This is a genomic window from Streptomyces sp. NPDC002156 (genome assembly GCF_053593675.1).
This window is the reverse complement of sequence record NZ_JBSFDA010000069.1, coordinates 1-16374: the sequence shown is the minus strand read 5'-3', so window position 1 is coordinate 16374 and position 16374 is coordinate 1. Positions and strand designations below refer to the sequence as shown.

The following is a 16374-nucleotide window of genomic DNA, read 5'->3' as shown; positions in this document are numbered from 1 at the left end:
GGCGGCTGGCGGGATGACGGCGACTGACGGTGCGGCTACGGATGGCGTGGTGCCGGGGCGGTTCGGTGGGCGGCGGCGGTTCATGGTGCTGGGGGCGGGGGGACTCGCGGCCGTGGCCGGCGGGGTGGGGACCTGGCGGCTCCTCGACGGCGGCGCGGAGCAGTGGCCGTGGGAGCAGGTCTGGTCCCAGCCGCTGGACGGGGTGTATCCCTCGGCGCTGAACGCGCACGCCGGAGTCCTGTACCTGTCGGGTTTCGGCGGGGTGATGGCGATGGACCAGTCCCGCGGCGGCAAGCGGTGGCAGGCGTTGTCGGACCTCGACAGCCAGTCCGTCCCGGTGTTCGGCGCGGGCGTCGTCTGCATCACCGGCGTCCGCACGGGCGGGCGGACGGTCGTGAACGGTATCGAGGCGTCCTCGGGCCGCGTGCTCTGGGAGCGCGAGGTCGACGGTCTGACCGACTACGCGCCGACACCGGCCGGGGACGTCATGCTCGTGGTGATCGGGGACGCCGTCGTGGCCTCGCCGACCGTCGTCCACGCGTTCGACACCCGGTCCGGCCGAATCAGATGGAGCACCGAGCTGCCCGCGAGGACAGTGGATCCATCGGCGCCGGTGTCCGGGCACGGTCTGGTGTACCTGACCTCCGGGGTGTTCAGCGGGGGGTCGATGGCCTGGGCACTGGACCTGGCGACGGGCACCCTGCGCTGGAAGTCCCCTTCGGAAGGCTTCCTGGGCGCCCCGGTCCTGGCCGGACGCGAACTCCATATGACCGCCAACCCCAGCAGCGGCAGCGCCGACCAGGGGCACAACGCGTTCGTCACGCTCGACGCCGTTTCGGGGAAGGACCTGCGGCGGGCGGGGAATCTGCCGGTCGGCTCCGAGCTGAGCGTCCAGCGGGTGGGCGGCACGCTGTACGCGGCGGTCCGCCGTTACGGGGACGAGTACCGCACCACCCTCGCCGCCGTCGACGTGTCGACCGGCCGCCTGCGCTGGCAGGCGGACACCGGCATCGACATCGTACGAACCTTCCGCGTCTCCGGTGACACGGTCCTGGCCGGGGGCAACGAACCCCCGGAAATCACCGGTTCCTATCTCGTCCAGGTCTTCGACGCCGACACCGGCCGGCGCCGCTGGACCCACGACATGGGAACCCAGGTCAGCTCGCAGGGCCCTGTCCTGACCGGTGGCACGGTCTGCGTCGCCACCCGCGCCAAGAAGTCCACCGACCGGGGCACGCTCACCTTCCTGGACACCGCGTCCGGCACCACCCGCTGGCGCCATTCCCTGTCCGCCAGCGGTAACGCCACGACGTGCCCGGACGGCCGCACGCTCTACGTCATGGCCATGCCGTTCCCGGAGTCCCCCGAGAAGACCCTGGGAAAGCGACAAGTCCCCACGCTGTACGCGTTACGACGCGGGGACTCCTGACGACACCGTCCCCACGCCCACCCGCCGGAACTCGATCGACTCGTACGTCCCGTCGGTCCCCGTCTCGTACAGCACCCCCACCAACCGCCGGTCCACCCGCACCAGGTCCGAGTAGGCTGCCCGGCGGTTCGACAACGTCAGCACCTTCGTGAACGTCTCTCCCCCGTCCCCGCTCCGCCAGATCGCCATCGACCGCCGTGCCGTGGGCTCAGAAGGCCCCGAGAACAGCAACGCGCCCGAACCGCCCTGGAGTTGAAGCACACTCCCCTGCACGATCGGGACGTCGTTCAGCGTCGGCTGGACCGTGTACGGGCGGTCCAGGGACTTCGCGCCGTCACTGGAATAGGAGTCCAGGCGATTCCCGAGCGCCACCCCGTTCTGGTCCCGCGACGAGAAGTACAGCCTCCCGTCCGGGAGTTGGGCCGCGCTCGTCTCGTTGGCGTTCTCGATGCCGTCGTACGAGTCGTCCACGAAGCCCAGGCGCCAGGTGCGGCCCGCGTTGTCGCTGTAGATCGCGTGGCCGCCGTAGTACTTGGACTCCTGGCCCGTGTCCGTCGAACCCGTCGGCGGGGCCACCGAGTGGTTCGACGGGATCACGATCCGGCCCGCGTGCGGGCCGCGAGTCAGATACACCGCATGGCCCGGACCCGTCGCGTACCAACGCCAGTTCGGGAGCTTCGTCTGGGCCGTGATGTCTCTCGGGCGCGTGAAACGGCGGCCGTCGCTCACGCTGGTGCTCGTCTGGACGAAGACCCTGCGGCTCTGCTCCGGCGTCGCCTCGCCGCGCATGATCTGGGCCTCCGTCACCGCGCCGGAGTTGTACGACGTCACCAGCACGATCCGGCCCGTCCGCTGGTCCACCACCGGCGCCGGATTGCCCCGCGTGTCACCGTTCCCGGCCGCGATCACCGACAGCGGGCCCCAGGTGCAGCCGCCGTCCGTGGAGCGGCGCAGGACCACGTCGATGTCGCCGCTGTCTCCAGCGCCGTCGTGTCTGCCCTCGGCGAAGGCCAGGAGGGTGCCCTTGCGGGTCGTGACCACTGCCGGGATGCGGTAGGTGTCGTAGCCGCCCTTGCCCGCGGTGTAGGGGACCGATGACGTGCAGTACGAGCGGGTGGCCGCCGCCTGGGCCTTCGTCGCGGTGAGGTCGGTGGCGATTCCGGTGCCGGTGATCAGGGCCGCGCCGGTGGTCGCGGCGAGCAGCGTGCGGCTCAGGGGCGTCATCGCTCTCCCTTGCGGAGTGAAGTGGGGTCGGAGCATGCGGGTACCGAAGTGCCGACAGTGTCGACGTGCCGGTACTACGACAACAGGAGGTGACAGTAACTCCGCTGACGATTCGTCACCACTCGTAGCACGTACGGAACATACGTACCCGCACGCCCACCACTCCCCTTTGAGTCACTCCCCCGACGCCACTCCCCTCTACGCCACTCCCCCCGGCGTCACCAACCCCGACTCGTACGCCACGATCACCAGCTGCGCCCGGTCCCGCGCGCCCAGCTTCCCCATGATCCGGCTGACGTGGGTCTTCGCGGTCAGCGGGCTCAGGCCCAGGGTCTCCGCGATCTCCGTGTTGTTCAGGCCCCGGGCGACCAGCCTCAGCACCCCGCGTTCCCGTTCCGTCAGGCATTCGGGGCCGCCCGTCGGCGTCGGCGCCTCGGCGCTGCGCAGCAGACGGGCGATCAGGCTCGCCGTCGGGCCCGGGGAGAGCAGGGCCTCGCCTGCCGCCACCGTGCGGATCGCGTCCAGGAGTTCCGCCGGTTTCGTGTCCTTGACCAGGAAGCCCGACGCGCCCGCGCGCAGCGCCTCCACCACGTACTCGTCCGTGTCGTACGTCGTCAGGACCAGCACCTTCACGCCCGCCAGATCCTCGTCGGCGGCGATCAGCCGCGTCGCCTCGATACCGTCGAGGTCGGGCATCCGGATGTCCATGACGACCAGATCGGCGCGGGCGCTGCGGGCCAGTTCGACGGCCTGACGGCCCGTACCCGCCTGCCCTACGACCTCCATGCCCGGCGCCGACTCGACGAGCATCGCGAAGGCCGCCCGTACGAGGGTCTGGTCGTCCGCGAGCAGTACGCGAATGGCGGTCACCTGACCCCCTCCCTGTTCACCGGCAACGGCAGTACCGCACTCACCCTGAACCCCCCGTCCTCCCCCGGGCCGGCATCAAGCGTGCCGCCCACACTCCGCGCCCGTTCCCTCATCCCCACCAGCCCGAACCCGCCGCCGTCCCCAGACGTGTCCTCGCCGATGCCGACCCCGTCGTCCGTCACCTCCACCCGCAGCGCGCCCTCGCCCCCGTACAGCCGCACCCGTACCGTCAGATCCTCCCGCCCTCCGTGCCGTACGGCGTTCGTGAGCGCCTCCTGGACTATGCGGTAGGCCGCCGCGCCCACTGCCGGGGGTACGGCGTCCGCCCGTACCGCCAGTTCGACCTTCGCGCCCGCCACCCGCGCGGTCTCCGCGAGGTCGGGCAGGCCGGCCAGGCCCGGCAGCGGGCCGCGGGTGTCTCCCGCGCCCTGGCCCTCCCGCAGTACCTCCAGCGTCGTACGCAGCTCACCGCGTGCCGTTCGGCAGGTCTCGGCGATGTCGTCCAGGGCCTTCGCGACCGCCGTCCGGTCCAGGCGGTCCGGATCGGCGGCCAGGACATGGGCCGCCACCGAGGTCTGGACTCCCACCAGCGTGATGGTGTGGGCCAGCAGATCGTGCAGGTCACGGGCCACGCGCAGGCGTTCCTCCGCGACCCGGCGGCGGGCCTCCTCCTCGCGGGTGCGTTCGGCCCGCTCGGCGCGCTCGACGATGGCGGACACGTACTCGCGGTAGAAGCGGAGGTCGATGCCGACGAACAGGACGGCGATGATCCAGCCGAAGATGCGCAGGAGTTCGATCGCCTGTTTGGTGTCCACGGTCAGCATGACCGTCATGGAGATGGCGAGGACCGTCATGCCGGTCAGCAGCGTGCGCAGGGGGCGGCCGGTGACCGCGACCGTGTACAGGGCCACGAAGGCCGCCGGGGTCGGCGCCGAGTGGTTGTTGTCCAGGGCGTGGTACGGCACCACCAGCGCCACCACCACCGCGAGGACGAACATCGGGCGGCGCCTGCGCCACACCAGCGGCACCTGGAGGGCGAGCAGCAGGACCCAGCCGAGCGCGTCGGGGCGGCGGCCGTCGTCGACGAGCAGGGCCATGGCCGTACCGGCGACGGCGGTCGTCAGGGCCAGCAGCGCGTCGTTGCGGGTCGCGTGCGGGGCGCTGCGGGGGTCGCGGATGATCGCGGCCATGATCCGCTCGCCCCATCCAACACGGGCCGCTCTTCCGGTGGTTGGCTGCACGGGTTCATCCTCCGTCAGCGGGCGCCCCTCCGGCAGGGAGGGGCGCCCGCTCGCTCGTACGACGGATCTCATACGGGTTCCGGTTGGCGTTCCTGTCGTACGGCGTCCGGGTCCGGCTTCCGGGACAGCGCCCCCGGCCACCACACCCTCCTGCCCAGCGCCACGCTCGCGCTCGTCACCAGGTACGTCCGGACGAGGAAGGTGTCCAGCAGCACGCCGACCGCGATCACGAAGCCCAGCTCGACGAGTTGGACGAGCCCCATGTTCGTCAGCACCGCGAAGGTCGCCGCGAGGACCAGCCCGGCGGAGGCGATGACCCCGCCCGTCGTCCGCAGCGCGGTGAGCGCCGCCGCCACCGGTTCCGCGCCCCGCAGCGCCTCCTCGCGCATCCGGTGCATCAGGAAGATGCCGTAGTCGACGCCCAGCGCGACCAGGAACACGAAGGACAGCAGCCCGAGCCCGGGATCGGTGCCCTCGAAGCCGAGCAGCGGCCCGAACACCAGTCCGCCGATGCCGAGCGAGGCCCCCCACACCGCGACCACGGCGGCCACCAGCATCAGCGGCGCGACGATCGAGCGCAGCAACGCGACCAGGATCAGCAGCACGGAGAGGAGGACGATCGGTACGACGACCCACCGGTCCCGTGCGTTGGTGTCGACCAGGTCGATCTGCTGGGCGCTCACCCCGCCGACGTACGAGCCCGGCAACTCGTTCCGCAGCTCCTTGATGGTGGTCGTCTCGGCGGCCGACTGGGGCGCGTCCTTCGCGAAGACGGTGATCTCGGTCCAGCCGTCTCCCGTACGTCCTTTCTGCGCGTCGCTGATCCCGTCGGCGCCCCGGATCGTCGTGAGCGTCTCGTCCGCCCGTCCTGCCGGGGTGATGACGCTGATGGGCTGGGTGCCCCGGTCGGGGTAGGCCCCGGCGAGGGTCTGCATCGCGGCGACGGCCTCCGGTTTGTCGACGAAGGCGTCCTCCTGCTTGACCGGTCCGGGCAGGTTCAGCGCGCCCAGGGCGAGCGCGCCGAGCAGGACGGCCCCGCTCGCGAGGACCACCAGGGGCCGGCGCCCGGCGGAGCTGCCCATCGCGGCGAAGAGCGAGCGGCGCCGCACCTTGGGCGTGCTGCCGTACGCGGGGACGAGCGGCCAGAACACCCGGCGGCCGAGCAGGACGAGGATCGCGGGGAGCAGCGTGAGCATCGCGACCAGTGCGCACAGGACGCCCACCGTGCCCAACGGGCCCATGCTGCGGCTGGAGTTGAGGTCGGCGGCGAGCAGGCACAGCACCCCGGCGGCGACCGTGCCGGAGGAGGCGAGGACGGCGGGCCCGCAGCCGCGCAGAGCGGCGAGCATCGCGTCGTACGGCCGCTCGATCTGCCGTAGTTCCTCGCGGTAGCGGGAGACGAGGAGGAGGGCGTAGTCCGTGCCGGCGCCGAAGACGAGGATCGTCATGATGCCCGAACTCTGGCCCGAAACCGTGGTGCCGAAGGCCTGGTGGAGGCCGTAGGCGACGCCCATCGACAGGAAGTCGGCGATGCCCGCGACGACCAGCGGCACCAGCCACAGCACCGGGCTGCGGTAGATGAGGATCAGCAGGACGGCGACCACGCCGACGGTGGTGTAGAGCAGCGGTCCGCCGAGCGAGTTGTAGACCTCGGCGGCGTCGGTGGCGAGCGCGCCGGGACCGCCGACCTCGACATCCAACCCGCCCTCGGTGTGCGCGACTTCGCGTACGTCGTTGACCAGGGCGTCCCGCTTCTTCTCGTCGGTGCCCGGCTCGTTGCTGCTCACCGGGTACATGAGGGTGGTGCCGTCGGCGGACGGTACGCCCTGCGGGGTCGCCGTCAGGACGTGTTCGCCGGCGATCCGGTCGACCTGTGCGGCGGCCGTCTCCTTGTCGGCGGCGGTGAGTCCGCCGTCGCGGTGGTAGACGAGGACCAGCTGGGTGGTCTCGCCGCCGGGCAACTGGTCCTGGATCCTGGCTACTTGGGTCGAGTCGGCGTTCGCCGGCAGATAGTCGGTGATCCGGTCGTGCTGCACCTCGGAGAGCTTCGCCGCGAACGGCCCCACGATCGCGAGCACCCCGATCCACAGCCCGAGCACGAGCCAGGGCACGGTTCGTCGGCGCCGAGCCCTCGTCACTGTCTTTGCGGCCTCCATGTCGAGACCCTCCCCTCGTCCGGACTTCTGGCTGACGTTCACCAGAATTCCGTCGCACGAGGGTGGATTCGTCGCGCGGGAGGGCGAGTTCGGGGCTACTGCCGGGGGTGACACGGGGGCCGGATTACTCCCCGGGGAGTACGAACCGGGCGAAGGGGCACCCGGGGTCTACCCTTTGAGAGGAACCGTCCCATGCTTGGTATAGCCGCAGCAGTACTGTTCTTCGTCGCGTTCCTGATCAACGCGGCCGAGATCTCGACGAACGACGTCTTCACTTCCACGAACGTCATGCTGCTCGGCCTGATGGCCCTGGCCCTGCACGTCGCGGGGATCGGAAGTGGCTGGTCCGGCCGGTCCAGCCGCAGGCGCTGACGGAGCCGGTCCTCCGCGGCACGCTTCAGGACGGCGTACGCGCCGCCGCCAGCAGCCGGGTCACATCGTCCCCGCAGATCGTCAGCGCCGCGCCGACCGTCGTCAGGACGTCGCGTTCCGCCGGGGTGTACGGGCCGTCGGCCAGGGCGATGCGGGCGCCCTGCAGCAGGATCGATTCGCGGCCGGGGGCGGCGAGGTGCGGGGCCAGGGGGTCCAGCGCCTCGTGGAGTTCTATGGCGAGGCCGGGGCCGCACGGGGGGCCGAAGAGCCGGCCCGTGTCGGCGGCGAGGGCTTCCACCAGGGCCGCGAGCTGGTCCTCCGTACAGTCGTCGAAGCCGGCCGCGCGGACGCCCGTCACCGCTGTCTCCAGGGTGTGGCGGGCGTGGGTGCCGCCGGCGGCGAGGACCGCGAGGGCGACCGTGTGGACCGCGTCGCGGAGCATCGCGGAGAAGCGGGTCGTGGTGGGGTGGTCGAGGACGTCCGTGCCGAAGTGCCGCTGACAGGCCGCGCATTCGACGACCGGGCCGGTCTCGCCGCGCGGGAGGACCGGTACGCCGAGGAGTGTGAAGCGGCGGCGCCCGGTCAGACGCTGGTAGTTGCGGTCCCCGCCGCAGCCGGGGCAGAAGAACTCGCCGTCACCGACACCCGTCCAGACCGTACGGGAGCCCAGGACGCGTGCTGTCCGGCCTCTGCGCACGACGCGTACGCCACGACCGTCTCGGCCGCCTCGTCGCCGTCCTGGGAGCACGTCGCACCTCCGGTAGCTACCCCCCACTGCCTGTTGCAGGGCGCGGGAGGTACCCCCACCGGCAACACTGCCGCGCAGGCGTGATGTTAGCCACATTGTTGATGCGGAGTCAGTACCCAGGACCAGACCTGCCCATGACCCACCCTTGGTTTGGCCGGTATACGACGGCGGCCCCGCCCGCCACGAAGGGCGGACGGGGCCTGAAACCAACCGGTCGGGTGAGTCAGCGGCCGGCGCGGTTGACGGCGGAGACGACCGCCTTCAGGGAGGCGCGGGTCGTGTTGGCGTCGATGCCGATGCCCCACAGAACCTTGTCGTCGATGGCGACCTCGATGTAGGAGGCGGCCTGCGCGGAGGCGCCCTCACTCATCGTGTGCTCGGAGTAGTCCAGCAGCCGCGCGTCGATGCCCAGGCCCTGCAGGGCCTGGAAGAACGCCGAGATCGGGCCGTTGCCCGTGCCCACCAGGGTGGTCTCGACGCCGTCGACCTCGGCCTCGACGGTGAGGGTGTCCACGCCGTCCTTGTCGGTGGTCGACTGGTTGGTGCTGACCTGGATGCGGCCCCAGGGGTTCTCGGGGTTCGGCAGGTACTCGTCCTGGAAGACCGTCCAGATGTCGGCGCCGGTGACCTCGCCGCCCTCGGCGTCCGTCTTCGCCTGGATGATCTTCGAGAACTCGATCTGCATCCGGCGGGGCAGGTCCAGCTTGTGGTCGTTCTTCAGGACGTACGCGATGCCGCCCTTGCCCGACTGCGAGTTGACGCGGATCACGGCCTCGTAGGACCGGCCGACGTCCTTCGGGTCGATCGGCAGGTACGGGACCGCCCACTCGATGTCGTCGACCGTGACGCCCTTGGCGGCGGCGTCGGCCTCCATGGCGTCGAAGCCCTTCTTGATGGCGTCCTGGTGGGAGCCGGAGAAGGACGTGTAGACCAGGTCGCCCACGTACGGGTGGCGCGGGTGGACCTCCATCTGGTTGCAGTACTCCCACGTACGACGGATCTCGTCGATGTCGGAGAAGTCGATCTGCGGGTCGACGCCCTGCGAGAACAGGTTCATGCCCAGGGTGACCAGGTCGACGTTGCCGGTGCGCTCGCCCTGGCCGAACAGACAGCCCTCGACGCGGTCGGCGCCGGCCATCAGCGCCAGTTCGGCGGCGGCGACGGCCGTACCGCGGTCGTTGTGGGGGTGGATGGAGAGGACGACGTGCTCGCGGCGGGTCAGGTTGCGGCCCATCCACTCGAAGCGGTCCGCGTGCGTCGACGGGGTCGAACGCTCCACCGTGGCGGGCAGGTTGAGGATGATCTCGCGGCCCGGGCCGGGCTGCCAGACGTCCATGACCGCCTCGCAGACCTCCAGCGCGAAGTCCAGCTCGGTGTCGGTGAAGATCTCGGGGCTGTACTGGTAGCCGAACTCCGTCTCGGGGCCCAGCAGTTTCTCGGCGTACTCCATGACCAGGCGCGTGCCGTCGACGGCGATCTGCTTGATCTGGTCCTTGGAACCGCGGAAGACGACCCGGCGGAAGACGGGGGCCGTCGCGTTGTACAGGTGGACGTTGGCGCGCTTGGCGCCCTTCAGCGACTCGACGGTCCGCTCGATCAGGTCCTCGCGGGCCTGGGTCAGTACGGAGATGGTGACGTCGTCCGGGATGACCCCCGGCTCCTCGATGATGGAGCGGACGAAGTCGAAGTCGGTCTGTCCTGAGGCCGGGAAGCCGACCTCGATCTCCTTGTAGCCCATCTTGACCAGCTGGTCGAACATCCGGCGCTTGCGCTCGGGCGACATGGGGTCGATCAGGGACTGGTTGCCGTCGCGCAGGTCGGTGGAGAGCCAGCGAGGAGCGACGGTGATCCGGTTGTTCGGCCAGGTGCGGTCGGGGATGTCGACCTGCTCGTACTCGCCGTACTTGTGGATCGGCATGGAACTGGGCTGCTGGCGATTGGCGCTGTGGGCCATGATGCGTGGGCTCCTCGTGGTGTCCTGAAGGACGGCCGACGGCGCAACGCCAGACTCCGCGGGGAGGGGGTCGGCCTCGACTTACAGGCCCTCGCCGCGGCAGCTAAGGAGGAGCAGCCCGATACGCATGATGCGAAGCATGCTAGCCGAGCCGCGCCGGGGGCGCGGGCCTGTATCACTATGCGGGACTGCCAGTATGCGGGAGCGGAAGAACAAAAGGGGCGAAAAGTGCGCCATACCACTCTGTCACCGAATCGTGGGCTCCTTATCCCGGTATTTCACCAATCATGGTTGCGGGTAGTGACAGCCCCATGACGTGGTGCAAAGGTGCCGGGCATGACGACCAACGGGGGCTTTGAGCCCGTCTTCTGCACGATCATCCCGCCGCACGTCCTCGACAAGGTGGCCCAGGCCGACGACCCGGTGCTCGCCGGTCCCGCCCGCCGCACCCTGGAGCGAGACGCCTACCAGCGCACCCACCGCCGCCTGACCACGGTCCTCGGCGCGCCGAGCGTGGCCCTGCCCGCCGGACCGCCCGAGGAGAAGCCGCTGCGGTCCATCTACGACGCCGAGCACCGCCAGGACCTGCCCGGCACGCTGGTCCGCTCCGAGGGCTCCGACCCGGGCCAGGACGCCACCGTGAACCGCGCCTACGCCGGTCTCGGCGCCACCTTCGACCTCTTCCTGAAGGTGTACGGACGCAACTCGATCAACGGCGAAGGTCTGCCGCTGGACGCCACCGTCCACTTCGACGAGGACTACGGCAACGCCTTCTGGAACGGCGAGCAGATGGTGTTCGGCGACGGCGACGGCGAGATCTTCCTCGACTTCACCCTCCCCATCGACGTCATCGGCCACGAGCTGACCCACGGCGTCACGCAGTACACGGCGAACCTGACGTACTTCGGCCAGCCGGGCGCGCTCAACGAGTCCATGTCGGACGTCTTCGGCTCGCTCATCAAGCAGTACTCGCTCGGCCAGACCGCCGACCAGGCCGACTGGCTGATCGGCGCGGGCCTGCTCGCCCCCCGCGTCACCGGCGAGGCCCTGCGCTCGATGAAGGCTCCGGGCACGGCGTACGACGACGACGTGCTCGGCAAGGACCCGCAGCCCGCGACGATGGACGACTACGTCCGCACCGGCCGTGACAACGGCGGCGTCCACATCAACAGCGGCATCCCCAACCACGCCTTCTACCTCGCGGCCACCACCCTCGGCGGCAACGCCTGGGAGAAGGCCGGACAGATCTGGTACGACGTGCTGACCGGCGGCGAGCTGTACGCGCAGGCCAGCTTCGCGGACTTCGCCAGGCTGACGGTCGCGGCGGCCAGGGACCGCTTCGACGACGGCGACGAACTCCAGGCCGTACTGAAGGCGTGGGAGCAGGTCGGGGTGCCGACCCAGTAGGCCTCGCGGACCGGTAGGCCTCTCGGGGGCTTTCGTACTAGAAATGAGCTATGCGTATTCAGGTACGGCGCACCGGCGGATTCGCGGGCATCGAGCGGCACGCCCAGGTGGACACCTCGGGCCGGTCCGACGCCCACGAGTGGCATGCCCTGGCCGAGCGGGCGGTCTCCGCCGGCCGGGGCACCCGTCCGATCGGGGTACCGGACGGCTTCAGCTACGAACTCACGGTGGACGGGAAGACGGTGTACTGCGCCGATCCCCGGCTCACGGAGGAGCAGCGCAAACTGATCTCGCGCGTCCTCAAGGAAGGCGCGTAACTGGTTGTTCACGCCGGGCCGTTGACACCCGTTACCCCCGGTACCCATGATCCGGCGCATGGCGACCAACCCGATACCCCAGTTCCCGGCCGGCTTCCTGTGGGGCGTGTCCACCTCGGCGCATCAGATCGAGGGGGCGGTGGACCAGCGCGAAGCGTCCGTGTGGGACGCCTTCACGGCCGAGCCCGGGCGTGTGAAGGACGGGTCGACGGCCGCGGTGGCCTGCGACCACTTCCACCGCTACCCCGAGGACGTGGCCCTGCTGGCCGGCCTCGGGGTGGACGCGTACCGCTTCTCGATCTCCTGGCCCCGGGTGAACTCCCCCGGCGGCCTGGACTTCTACGACCGGCTGGTGGACGAGCTGTGCGCGGCGGGCGTACGCCCCGTCCCGACCCTCTTCCACTGGGACCTGCCGACGAGCCTGGACTGGCTGGAGCGGGACACGGCGGCCCGGTTCGCCGAGTACGTGGCCGTCGTCGCGGAGCGCCTCGGTGACCGCGTGAAGAAGTGGATCACGATCAACGAGCCCGCCGAACACACCCTGTTCGGGCATGCGTTGGGCGCGCACGCGCCGGGCAAGCAGCTGATGTTCGACGCGCTGCCGGCCGCCCACCACCAGCTCCTGGGTCACGGTCTGGCCGTACAGGCACTGCGCGCCGCCGGTGCGACGGACATCGGGATCGCCAACTCGCACGGGCCGACCTGGCCGGCCTCTCAGGAGCAACCGGACCTGGAGGCTGCCGAGTTCTACGACCTGCTCCTCAACCGGCTCTTCGCGGATCCGGTCCTGCTGGGTCAATACCCGGACGGGATCGGCGAGTTGATGCCGGGCGACGTGGAGTCGGACCTCAAGATCATCGGGGAGCCGCTCGACTTCTACGGCGTCAACTACTACTCCCCGACCAAGGTGGGCGCACCTCAGGGCGCGGACATCGAGTTCGGCGGGCTGACGATCCCGGCCGAACTCCCCTTCACCGTCCAGGAGATCGAGGGCGTGCCGGTGACGGACTTCGGCTGGCCCGTCGTACCGGAGGGTCTGACCGAGCTGCTCACCACCTTCCGGGACCGGTACGGCGACCGGCTGCCGCCCGTCGTCATCACCGAGAACGGCTGCTCGTACGAGGGGCTCGACGACCGGGCCCGGATCGCCTACCTGGACGGTCATGTCCGGGCGCTGCATCGGGCGGTGGAGGCGGGCGTGGATGTGCGCGGCTACTTCGTGTGGTCGCTGCTGGACAACTTCGAGTGGGCGGAGGGGTATGCGCGGCGGTTCGGGCTGGTGCACGTGGACTTCGAGACGCTGGAGCGGACGCCCAAGGCCTCGTACGGCTGGTTCAGGGACCTTCTCCGGGCGCAGAGAGACTGAGGACGATCAAGGATGACTGACGTGTCCCGCTCGGTGGGTGCGCTCGCCGAGCCCGTCGAGCGGGTCGAGCGGGGGTGGACCGCCTCGCTGTCGCTCGCCAACGGGGCGATCTGGGTGGGCTGGTTCGGGCCGCTGCAGATCCTGCTCGCCTCCCAGGCCGAGGACTTCGCGCCCGGCACCGGGATGTCGAAGGAGACCCTGCTGGCCTGGGTGGCCGGGGCGGGCGCCCTCGTGTCGCTGGTGGCGAACCCGTTCTTCGGCGCGCTGTCGGACCGGACGACGTCGCGGTGGGGGCGCCGTACGCCGTGGATCGTGGGCGGCGCGGCGGGCGGGGCGGTGTCGTTGCTGCTGCTCGCGGGGGCCGGTGGGCTGTGGACGATGGTGGCCGGCTGGTGTCTGGTCCAGCTGACCCTGAACGCGGCCTTCGCCGCCGTCACGGCCGCCGTCCCCGACCGGGTGCCCCGGCTCCAACGGGGCTCCGTGGGCGGCTGGTTGGGCGCGGCGCAGATTCTGGGGGTGGTGGGCGGTACGGGTCTGGCGACGGCGGCCGGAGGCGTGGGCGCGGGGTATGCGGCGTGCGCGGCGTTCACGTTGCTGGGTGTGCTGCCGTACGTGCTCCGGCACGGGGATCTGCGGCTGGCGGTCGAGGACCGGCCGGTGTGGTCGTGGCGGACCTTTCTCGCCGGGTTCTGGCTGAGTCCGCGTCGCTATCCGGACCTGGGCTGGGCCTGGCTGACCCGGTTCCTGATCAATCTGAGCAACGCGCTGGTGCTGCTGTATCTCCTGTACTACCTGCGCGACCGCCTCGACTACTCCGACCCCGAGCAGGGCGTGCTCATCCTGACGGCGGTGAACAGCGTGACGCTGCTCGCCACGGTCGTCGTCGGCGGGGTCTGGTCGGACCGGGTGGGCCGTCGCAAACCGTTCGTGATCTGGTCGGGCGTACTGATGGCGGTGGCGACGGCCGCGCTGGCCGGCTGGCAGACCTGGCCGGGGGCGATCGTCGCGGCGGCGGTCCTCGGGATCGGCTTCGGGGTGTTCACGTCGGTCGACTTCGCCCTCATGACGGACGTACTGCCGAAGGCGCTGGACCGGGGCAAGGACCTGGGCGTCATCAACGTGGCCAACGCCCTGCCCCAGGTCGCGGCGCCCGCCCTCGCCGCGCCGATCGTCACCTACCTGGGCGGATACCGGGTGCTGTATCTGGTGGCGGCGGTGATCGGGCTGGCGGGGGCAGTGCTGGTGGGGCGGATCAGGGGGGTCGACTAGCTCACAGCGCGCCGGCGTCCCGGGCCGCGTAGACGCTGGGGTACAGCGGGCGGTAGCCGAGTTCCCTGCGGATCCGTTCCGTGGAGGTGATCCCGAACCACGGGTCGGGGTCGGTGCGTTCGTAGAGTTCGGCGGGGACTTCCACCCCGTTGAGCTGGTGCAGTTCGACCGCCGTGACGGGGGCGTAGTCGCCGATGTTGTAGATCCGGCCCGCGATGCCCGGTGCGTGCAGGATGCGGAGCAGGCCCTGTGCGACGTCCGCGTGGTGTCCCATCTGCAGCCGCTGGGCCGCCGCCCAGTGCGCGGCCCACATCAGCGACTGGGCGAGGTGCGGGTCGCCCTCGCCGTAGACGAAAGGGAGCCGGCCGACGCGTACGTCCAGACCCTCCAGCGCGAGCAGTTCCCGTTCGGCCGCCGCCTTCGACTCGGGGTACGCACCCCACATCACACCGCCGGGCCGGGTCTCGTCCTCCTCGGCCAACGGACGGCCCCGTCCGCTGCCGTACACGAGCCCCGTGCTGACCTGCACGAACCGTCCGACGCCCGCAGCCAGCGCCGCCCGGCCCAGTGCCACGGCCGCGTCCCGGTTGACGGCCCACGCCTCCTCGTCCGGGACCCCGCGGAAGGAGGCGGCGACGTTCACGACCGCGTCCACGCCGGCGACCGCCTTGCCGAGCGCCTCCGGGTCGCGCAGGTCCCCGAGGACGACCTCGGCGCCCAGTTCGGCGAACCGCTCCGCCCGGGCCTCGTCGCGCACCAGGATCCGTACCCGCTCCCCCGGCCGGCTCTGCGCCAGCAGCCTCGGTACGAAGCGGCGGCCGACCTGTCCCGTCGTGCCTGTCACCAACGTCAGCATGATCCGCACCTCTCGTTCTCTCTGGTTCGCTCGTTCTTTCTCGTTGCGGTGCCATCACTCTGGGACGGTGGCGGCGAGGCCGGGAGAGACCCGTCTTTCAGGGGATCGGCAGGCCCTGGATAAGTCGGGCGGGGTCGGCCACGCTGGGGAGCAGCGGCGTGAGAGGAGCGACCTGCGTGGTGACCGACGTGGTGAACCGGGGCGAACTCGCGGACTTCCTGCGCCGTGGACGGGCCCGGCTGGACCCCGCCGCGGTGGGCCTCGCGCCCGGCGCCCGGCGTCGTACGCCCGGTCTGCGCCGCGAAGAGGTGGCGTCGCTGGCCGGGATGTCGGTGGACTACTACACCCGCCTGGAACGGTCCCGGGGTCCGCGCCCGTCCCGCCAGATGCTGGCCGCCCTGGCCCGGGCCCTGCGCCTCACCGACGACGAACGGGACCACCTGTTCCACCTGGCCGGCCAGGAACCGCCCCGGCGCGAGAGCGTGTCCGGGCACGTACGGCCGGGGCTGCTGCTGATCCTCGACCGGCTGCACGACACCCCGGCGCAGGTGATCACCGACTGCGGGGAGGTGCTGGCGCAGAACGCGATGGCGTGCGCGTTGTCGGGGGACGTACTGGCCCGTCCGCCCCGGGAGCGGAACCTCGTACGGCGGTTCTTCCTGGATCCGGCCGGGCGGGCGCTGGTCCCGCCGGAGGACTTCGCCGAGCATGCGCGCAGTCATGTGGCGAATCTGCGGGCGGTCGCCGCGGCCCGGCCCGACGATCCGGTGCCGGCGGCGCTGGTGGCCGAACTGCGGGCGGGGAGTGCGGAGTTCGCGCGGCTGTGGGAGTCGCACGAGGTGGCGGTGCGGCGGGCCGCCACGAAGCGGTTCGTGCATCCGGTGGTGGGGTTGCTGGAGCTGGACTGCGAGATCCTGCTGGCGCACGATCATCGGCAGTTGCTGATCGTGCATACGGCTCGGCCGGGGACCGAGTCGTACGAGCGGTTGCGGTTGCTGCGGGTGGTGGGGGTGCAGGATCTTTCGCCCAGCGGGCCGGGTGGGGGGTGAGGAGGGGGGCCGAGGGGGGGCGGGCGAAGGGTTTTCGCCCCCGCCGCCCCTACCCGTCCCATCCTTGGGGGGGGGCGGCCCCCCCCCCCCCCCCCAAAAACCCCCCGGGGGGGTAA

Annotated in this window: 14 protein-coding genes; 7 read left to right on the top strand and 7 right to left on the bottom strand. The window is 70.9% G+C overall.

Translation table 11 applies throughout. The features are described from left to right. The first annotated feature begins 13 nt into the window (after positions 1-13). Positions 14-1429: an outer membrane protein assembly factor BamB family protein gene (locus ACWCRB_RS26045; RefSeq protein ID WP_450998331.1), complete on the top strand. Its 1416-nt coding sequence runs from the start codon at positions 14-16 to the stop codon at positions 1427-1429. Here the strand turns inward: ACWCRB_RS26045 and ACWCRB_RS26040 are convergent. From ACWCRB_RS26040 to ACWCRB_RS26025, 4 genes are all read right to left on the bottom strand, one after another. Beyond that, positions 1409-2653 (bottom strand): sialidase family protein, encoded by a 1245-nt coding sequence (locus ACWCRB_RS26040; protein WP_450998330.1) that lies wholly within the window; start codon positions 2651-2653, stop codon positions 1409-1411. The genes ACWCRB_RS26045 and ACWCRB_RS26040 overlap by 21 nt on opposite strands. Before the next feature lie 198 nt (positions 2654-2851). Continuing rightward, on the bottom strand, positions 2852-3523 hold the full coding sequence (locus ACWCRB_RS26035; RefSeq protein ID WP_450998329.1) for a response regulator: 672 nt from the start codon (positions 3521-3523) through the stop codon (positions 2852-2854). Continuing rightward, positions 3520-4713, bottom strand: coding sequence for a sensor histidine kinase (locus ACWCRB_RS26030; protein WP_450998328.1), 1194 nt, complete (start codon positions 4711-4713; stop codon positions 3520-3522). Before ACWCRB_RS26030 ends, ACWCRB_RS26035 begins: the two co-directional genes overlap by 4 nt. A gap of 119 nt (positions 4714-4832) precedes the next feature. Then, positions 4833-6920, bottom strand: coding sequence for an MMPL family transporter (locus tag ACWCRB_RS26025; protein WP_450998358.1), 2088 nt, complete (start codon positions 6918-6920; stop codon positions 4833-4835). Positions 6921-7112: 192 nt separating this feature from the next. Here ACWCRB_RS26025 and ACWCRB_RS26020 point away from each other — a divergent pair, with 192 nt between their 5' ends. Next, the gene (locus tag ACWCRB_RS26020; RefSeq protein ID WP_450998327.1) at positions 7113-7292 is read left to right on the top strand and encodes a hypothetical protein; all 180 of its coding nucleotides are present in this window, start codon (positions 7113-7115) and stop codon (positions 7290-7292) included. A gap of 25 nt (positions 7293-7317) precedes the next feature. On the opposite strand, the gene ACWCRB_RS26015 is transcribed toward ACWCRB_RS26020, so the two are convergent. Both ACWCRB_RS26015 and leuA read right to left on the bottom strand, forming a co-directional pair. Next, positions 7318-8040, bottom strand: a complete 723-nt coding sequence (locus ACWCRB_RS26015) for a tellurite resistance TerB family protein (RefSeq protein ID WP_405537709.1) — start codon at positions 8038-8040, stop codon at positions 7318-7320. Between the two features lie 223 nt (positions 8041-8263). Then, on the bottom strand, positions 8264-9994 hold the full coding sequence (gene leuA, locus ACWCRB_RS26010; RefSeq protein ID WP_450998326.1) for a 2-isopropylmalate synthase: 1731 nt from the start codon (positions 9992-9994) through the stop codon (positions 8264-8266). Between the two features lie 336 nt (positions 9995-10330). Between leuA and ACWCRB_RS26005 the strand changes: the two genes are divergently transcribed. From ACWCRB_RS26005 to ACWCRB_RS25990, 4 genes are read left to right on the top strand one after another with little or no spacing between them, the layout of a single operon-like run. Further along, positions 10331-11401 (top strand): M4 family metallopeptidase, encoded by a 1071-nt coding sequence (locus ACWCRB_RS26005; RefSeq protein ID WP_450998325.1) that lies wholly within the window; start codon positions 10331-10333, stop codon positions 11399-11401. Between the two features lie 50 nt (positions 11402-11451). Beyond that, complete coding sequence (locus tag ACWCRB_RS26000) at positions 11452-11718, top strand: protealysin inhibitor emfourin (protein WP_369037562.1); 267 nt, start codon at positions 11452-11454, stop codon at positions 11716-11718. 46 nt (positions 11719-11764) lie between these two features. Continuing rightward, complete coding sequence (locus ACWCRB_RS25995) at positions 11765-13084, top strand: GH1 family beta-glucosidase (protein ID WP_450998324.1); 1320 nt, start codon at positions 11765-11767, stop codon at positions 13082-13084. Positions 13085-13096: 12 nt separating this feature from the next. Further along, positions 13097-14353: an MFS transporter gene (locus ACWCRB_RS25990; protein ID WP_450998323.1), complete on the top strand. Its 1257-nt coding sequence runs from the start codon at positions 13097-13099 to the stop codon at positions 14351-14353. A gap of 1 nt (position 14354) precedes the next feature. Here the strand turns inward: ACWCRB_RS25990 and ACWCRB_RS25985 are convergent, their stop codons facing one another. Then, a complete protein-coding gene (locus ACWCRB_RS25985) occupies positions 14355-15209 on the bottom strand; it encodes an NAD-dependent epimerase/dehydratase family protein (RefSeq protein WP_450998322.1) in 855 nt (284 codons plus the stop codon). 191 nt (positions 15210-15400) lie between these two features. On the opposite strand from ACWCRB_RS25985, the gene ACWCRB_RS25980 reads away from it, so the two are divergent. Beyond that, complete coding sequence (locus tag ACWCRB_RS25980) at positions 15401-16258, top strand: helix-turn-helix transcriptional regulator (RefSeq protein WP_450998357.1); 858 nt, start codon at positions 15401-15403, stop codon at positions 16256-16258. The last annotated feature ends 116 nt before the right edge of the window (positions 16259-16374 follow it).

What these genes read in the sequence shown, in the direction of transcription:
- ACWCRB_RS26025 (WP_450998358.1), bottom strand. Translation starts at nt 6,920, where the DNA reads ATGGAGGCCGCAAAGACAGTGACGAGGGCTCGGCGCCGACGAACCGTG.
- ACWCRB_RS26040 (WP_450998330.1), bottom strand. Translation starts at nt 2,653, where the DNA reads ATGACGCCCCTGAGCCGCACGCTGCTCGCCGCGACCACCGGCGCGGCC.
- ACWCRB_RS25990 (WP_450998323.1), top strand. Translation starts at nt 13,097, where the DNA reads ATGACTGACGTGTCCCGCTCGGTGGGTGCGCTCGCCGAGCCCGTCGAG.
- ACWCRB_RS26030 (WP_450998328.1), bottom strand. Translation starts at nt 4,713, where the DNA reads ATGGCCGCGATCATCCGCGACCCCCGCAGCGCCCCGCACGCGACCCGC.
- leuA (WP_450998326.1), bottom strand. Translation starts at nt 9,994, where the DNA reads ATGGCCCACAGCGCCAATCGCCAGCAGCCCAGTTCCATGCCGATCCAC.
- ACWCRB_RS26000 (WP_369037562.1), top strand. Translation starts at nt 11,452, where the DNA reads ATGCGTATTCAGGTACGGCGCACCGGCGGATTCGCGGGCATCGAGCGG.
- ACWCRB_RS25995 (WP_450998324.1), top strand. Translation starts at nt 11,765, where the DNA reads ATGATCCGGCGCATGGCGACCAACCCGATACCCCAGTTCCCGGCCGGC.
- ACWCRB_RS26005 (WP_450998325.1), top strand. Translation starts at nt 10,331, where the DNA reads ATGACGACCAACGGGGGCTTTGAGCCCGTCTTCTGCACGATCATCCCG.
- ACWCRB_RS26045 (WP_450998331.1), top strand. Translation starts at nt 14, where the DNA reads ATGACGGCGACTGACGGTGCGGCTACGGATGGCGTGGTGCCGGGGCGG.
- ACWCRB_RS26020 (WP_450998327.1), top strand. Translation starts at nt 7,113, where the DNA reads ATGCTTGGTATAGCCGCAGCAGTACTGTTCTTCGTCGCGTTCCTGATC.
- ACWCRB_RS25985 (WP_450998322.1), bottom strand. Translation starts at nt 15,209, where the DNA reads ATGCTGACGTTGGTGACAGGCACGACGGGACAGGTCGGCCGCCGCTTC.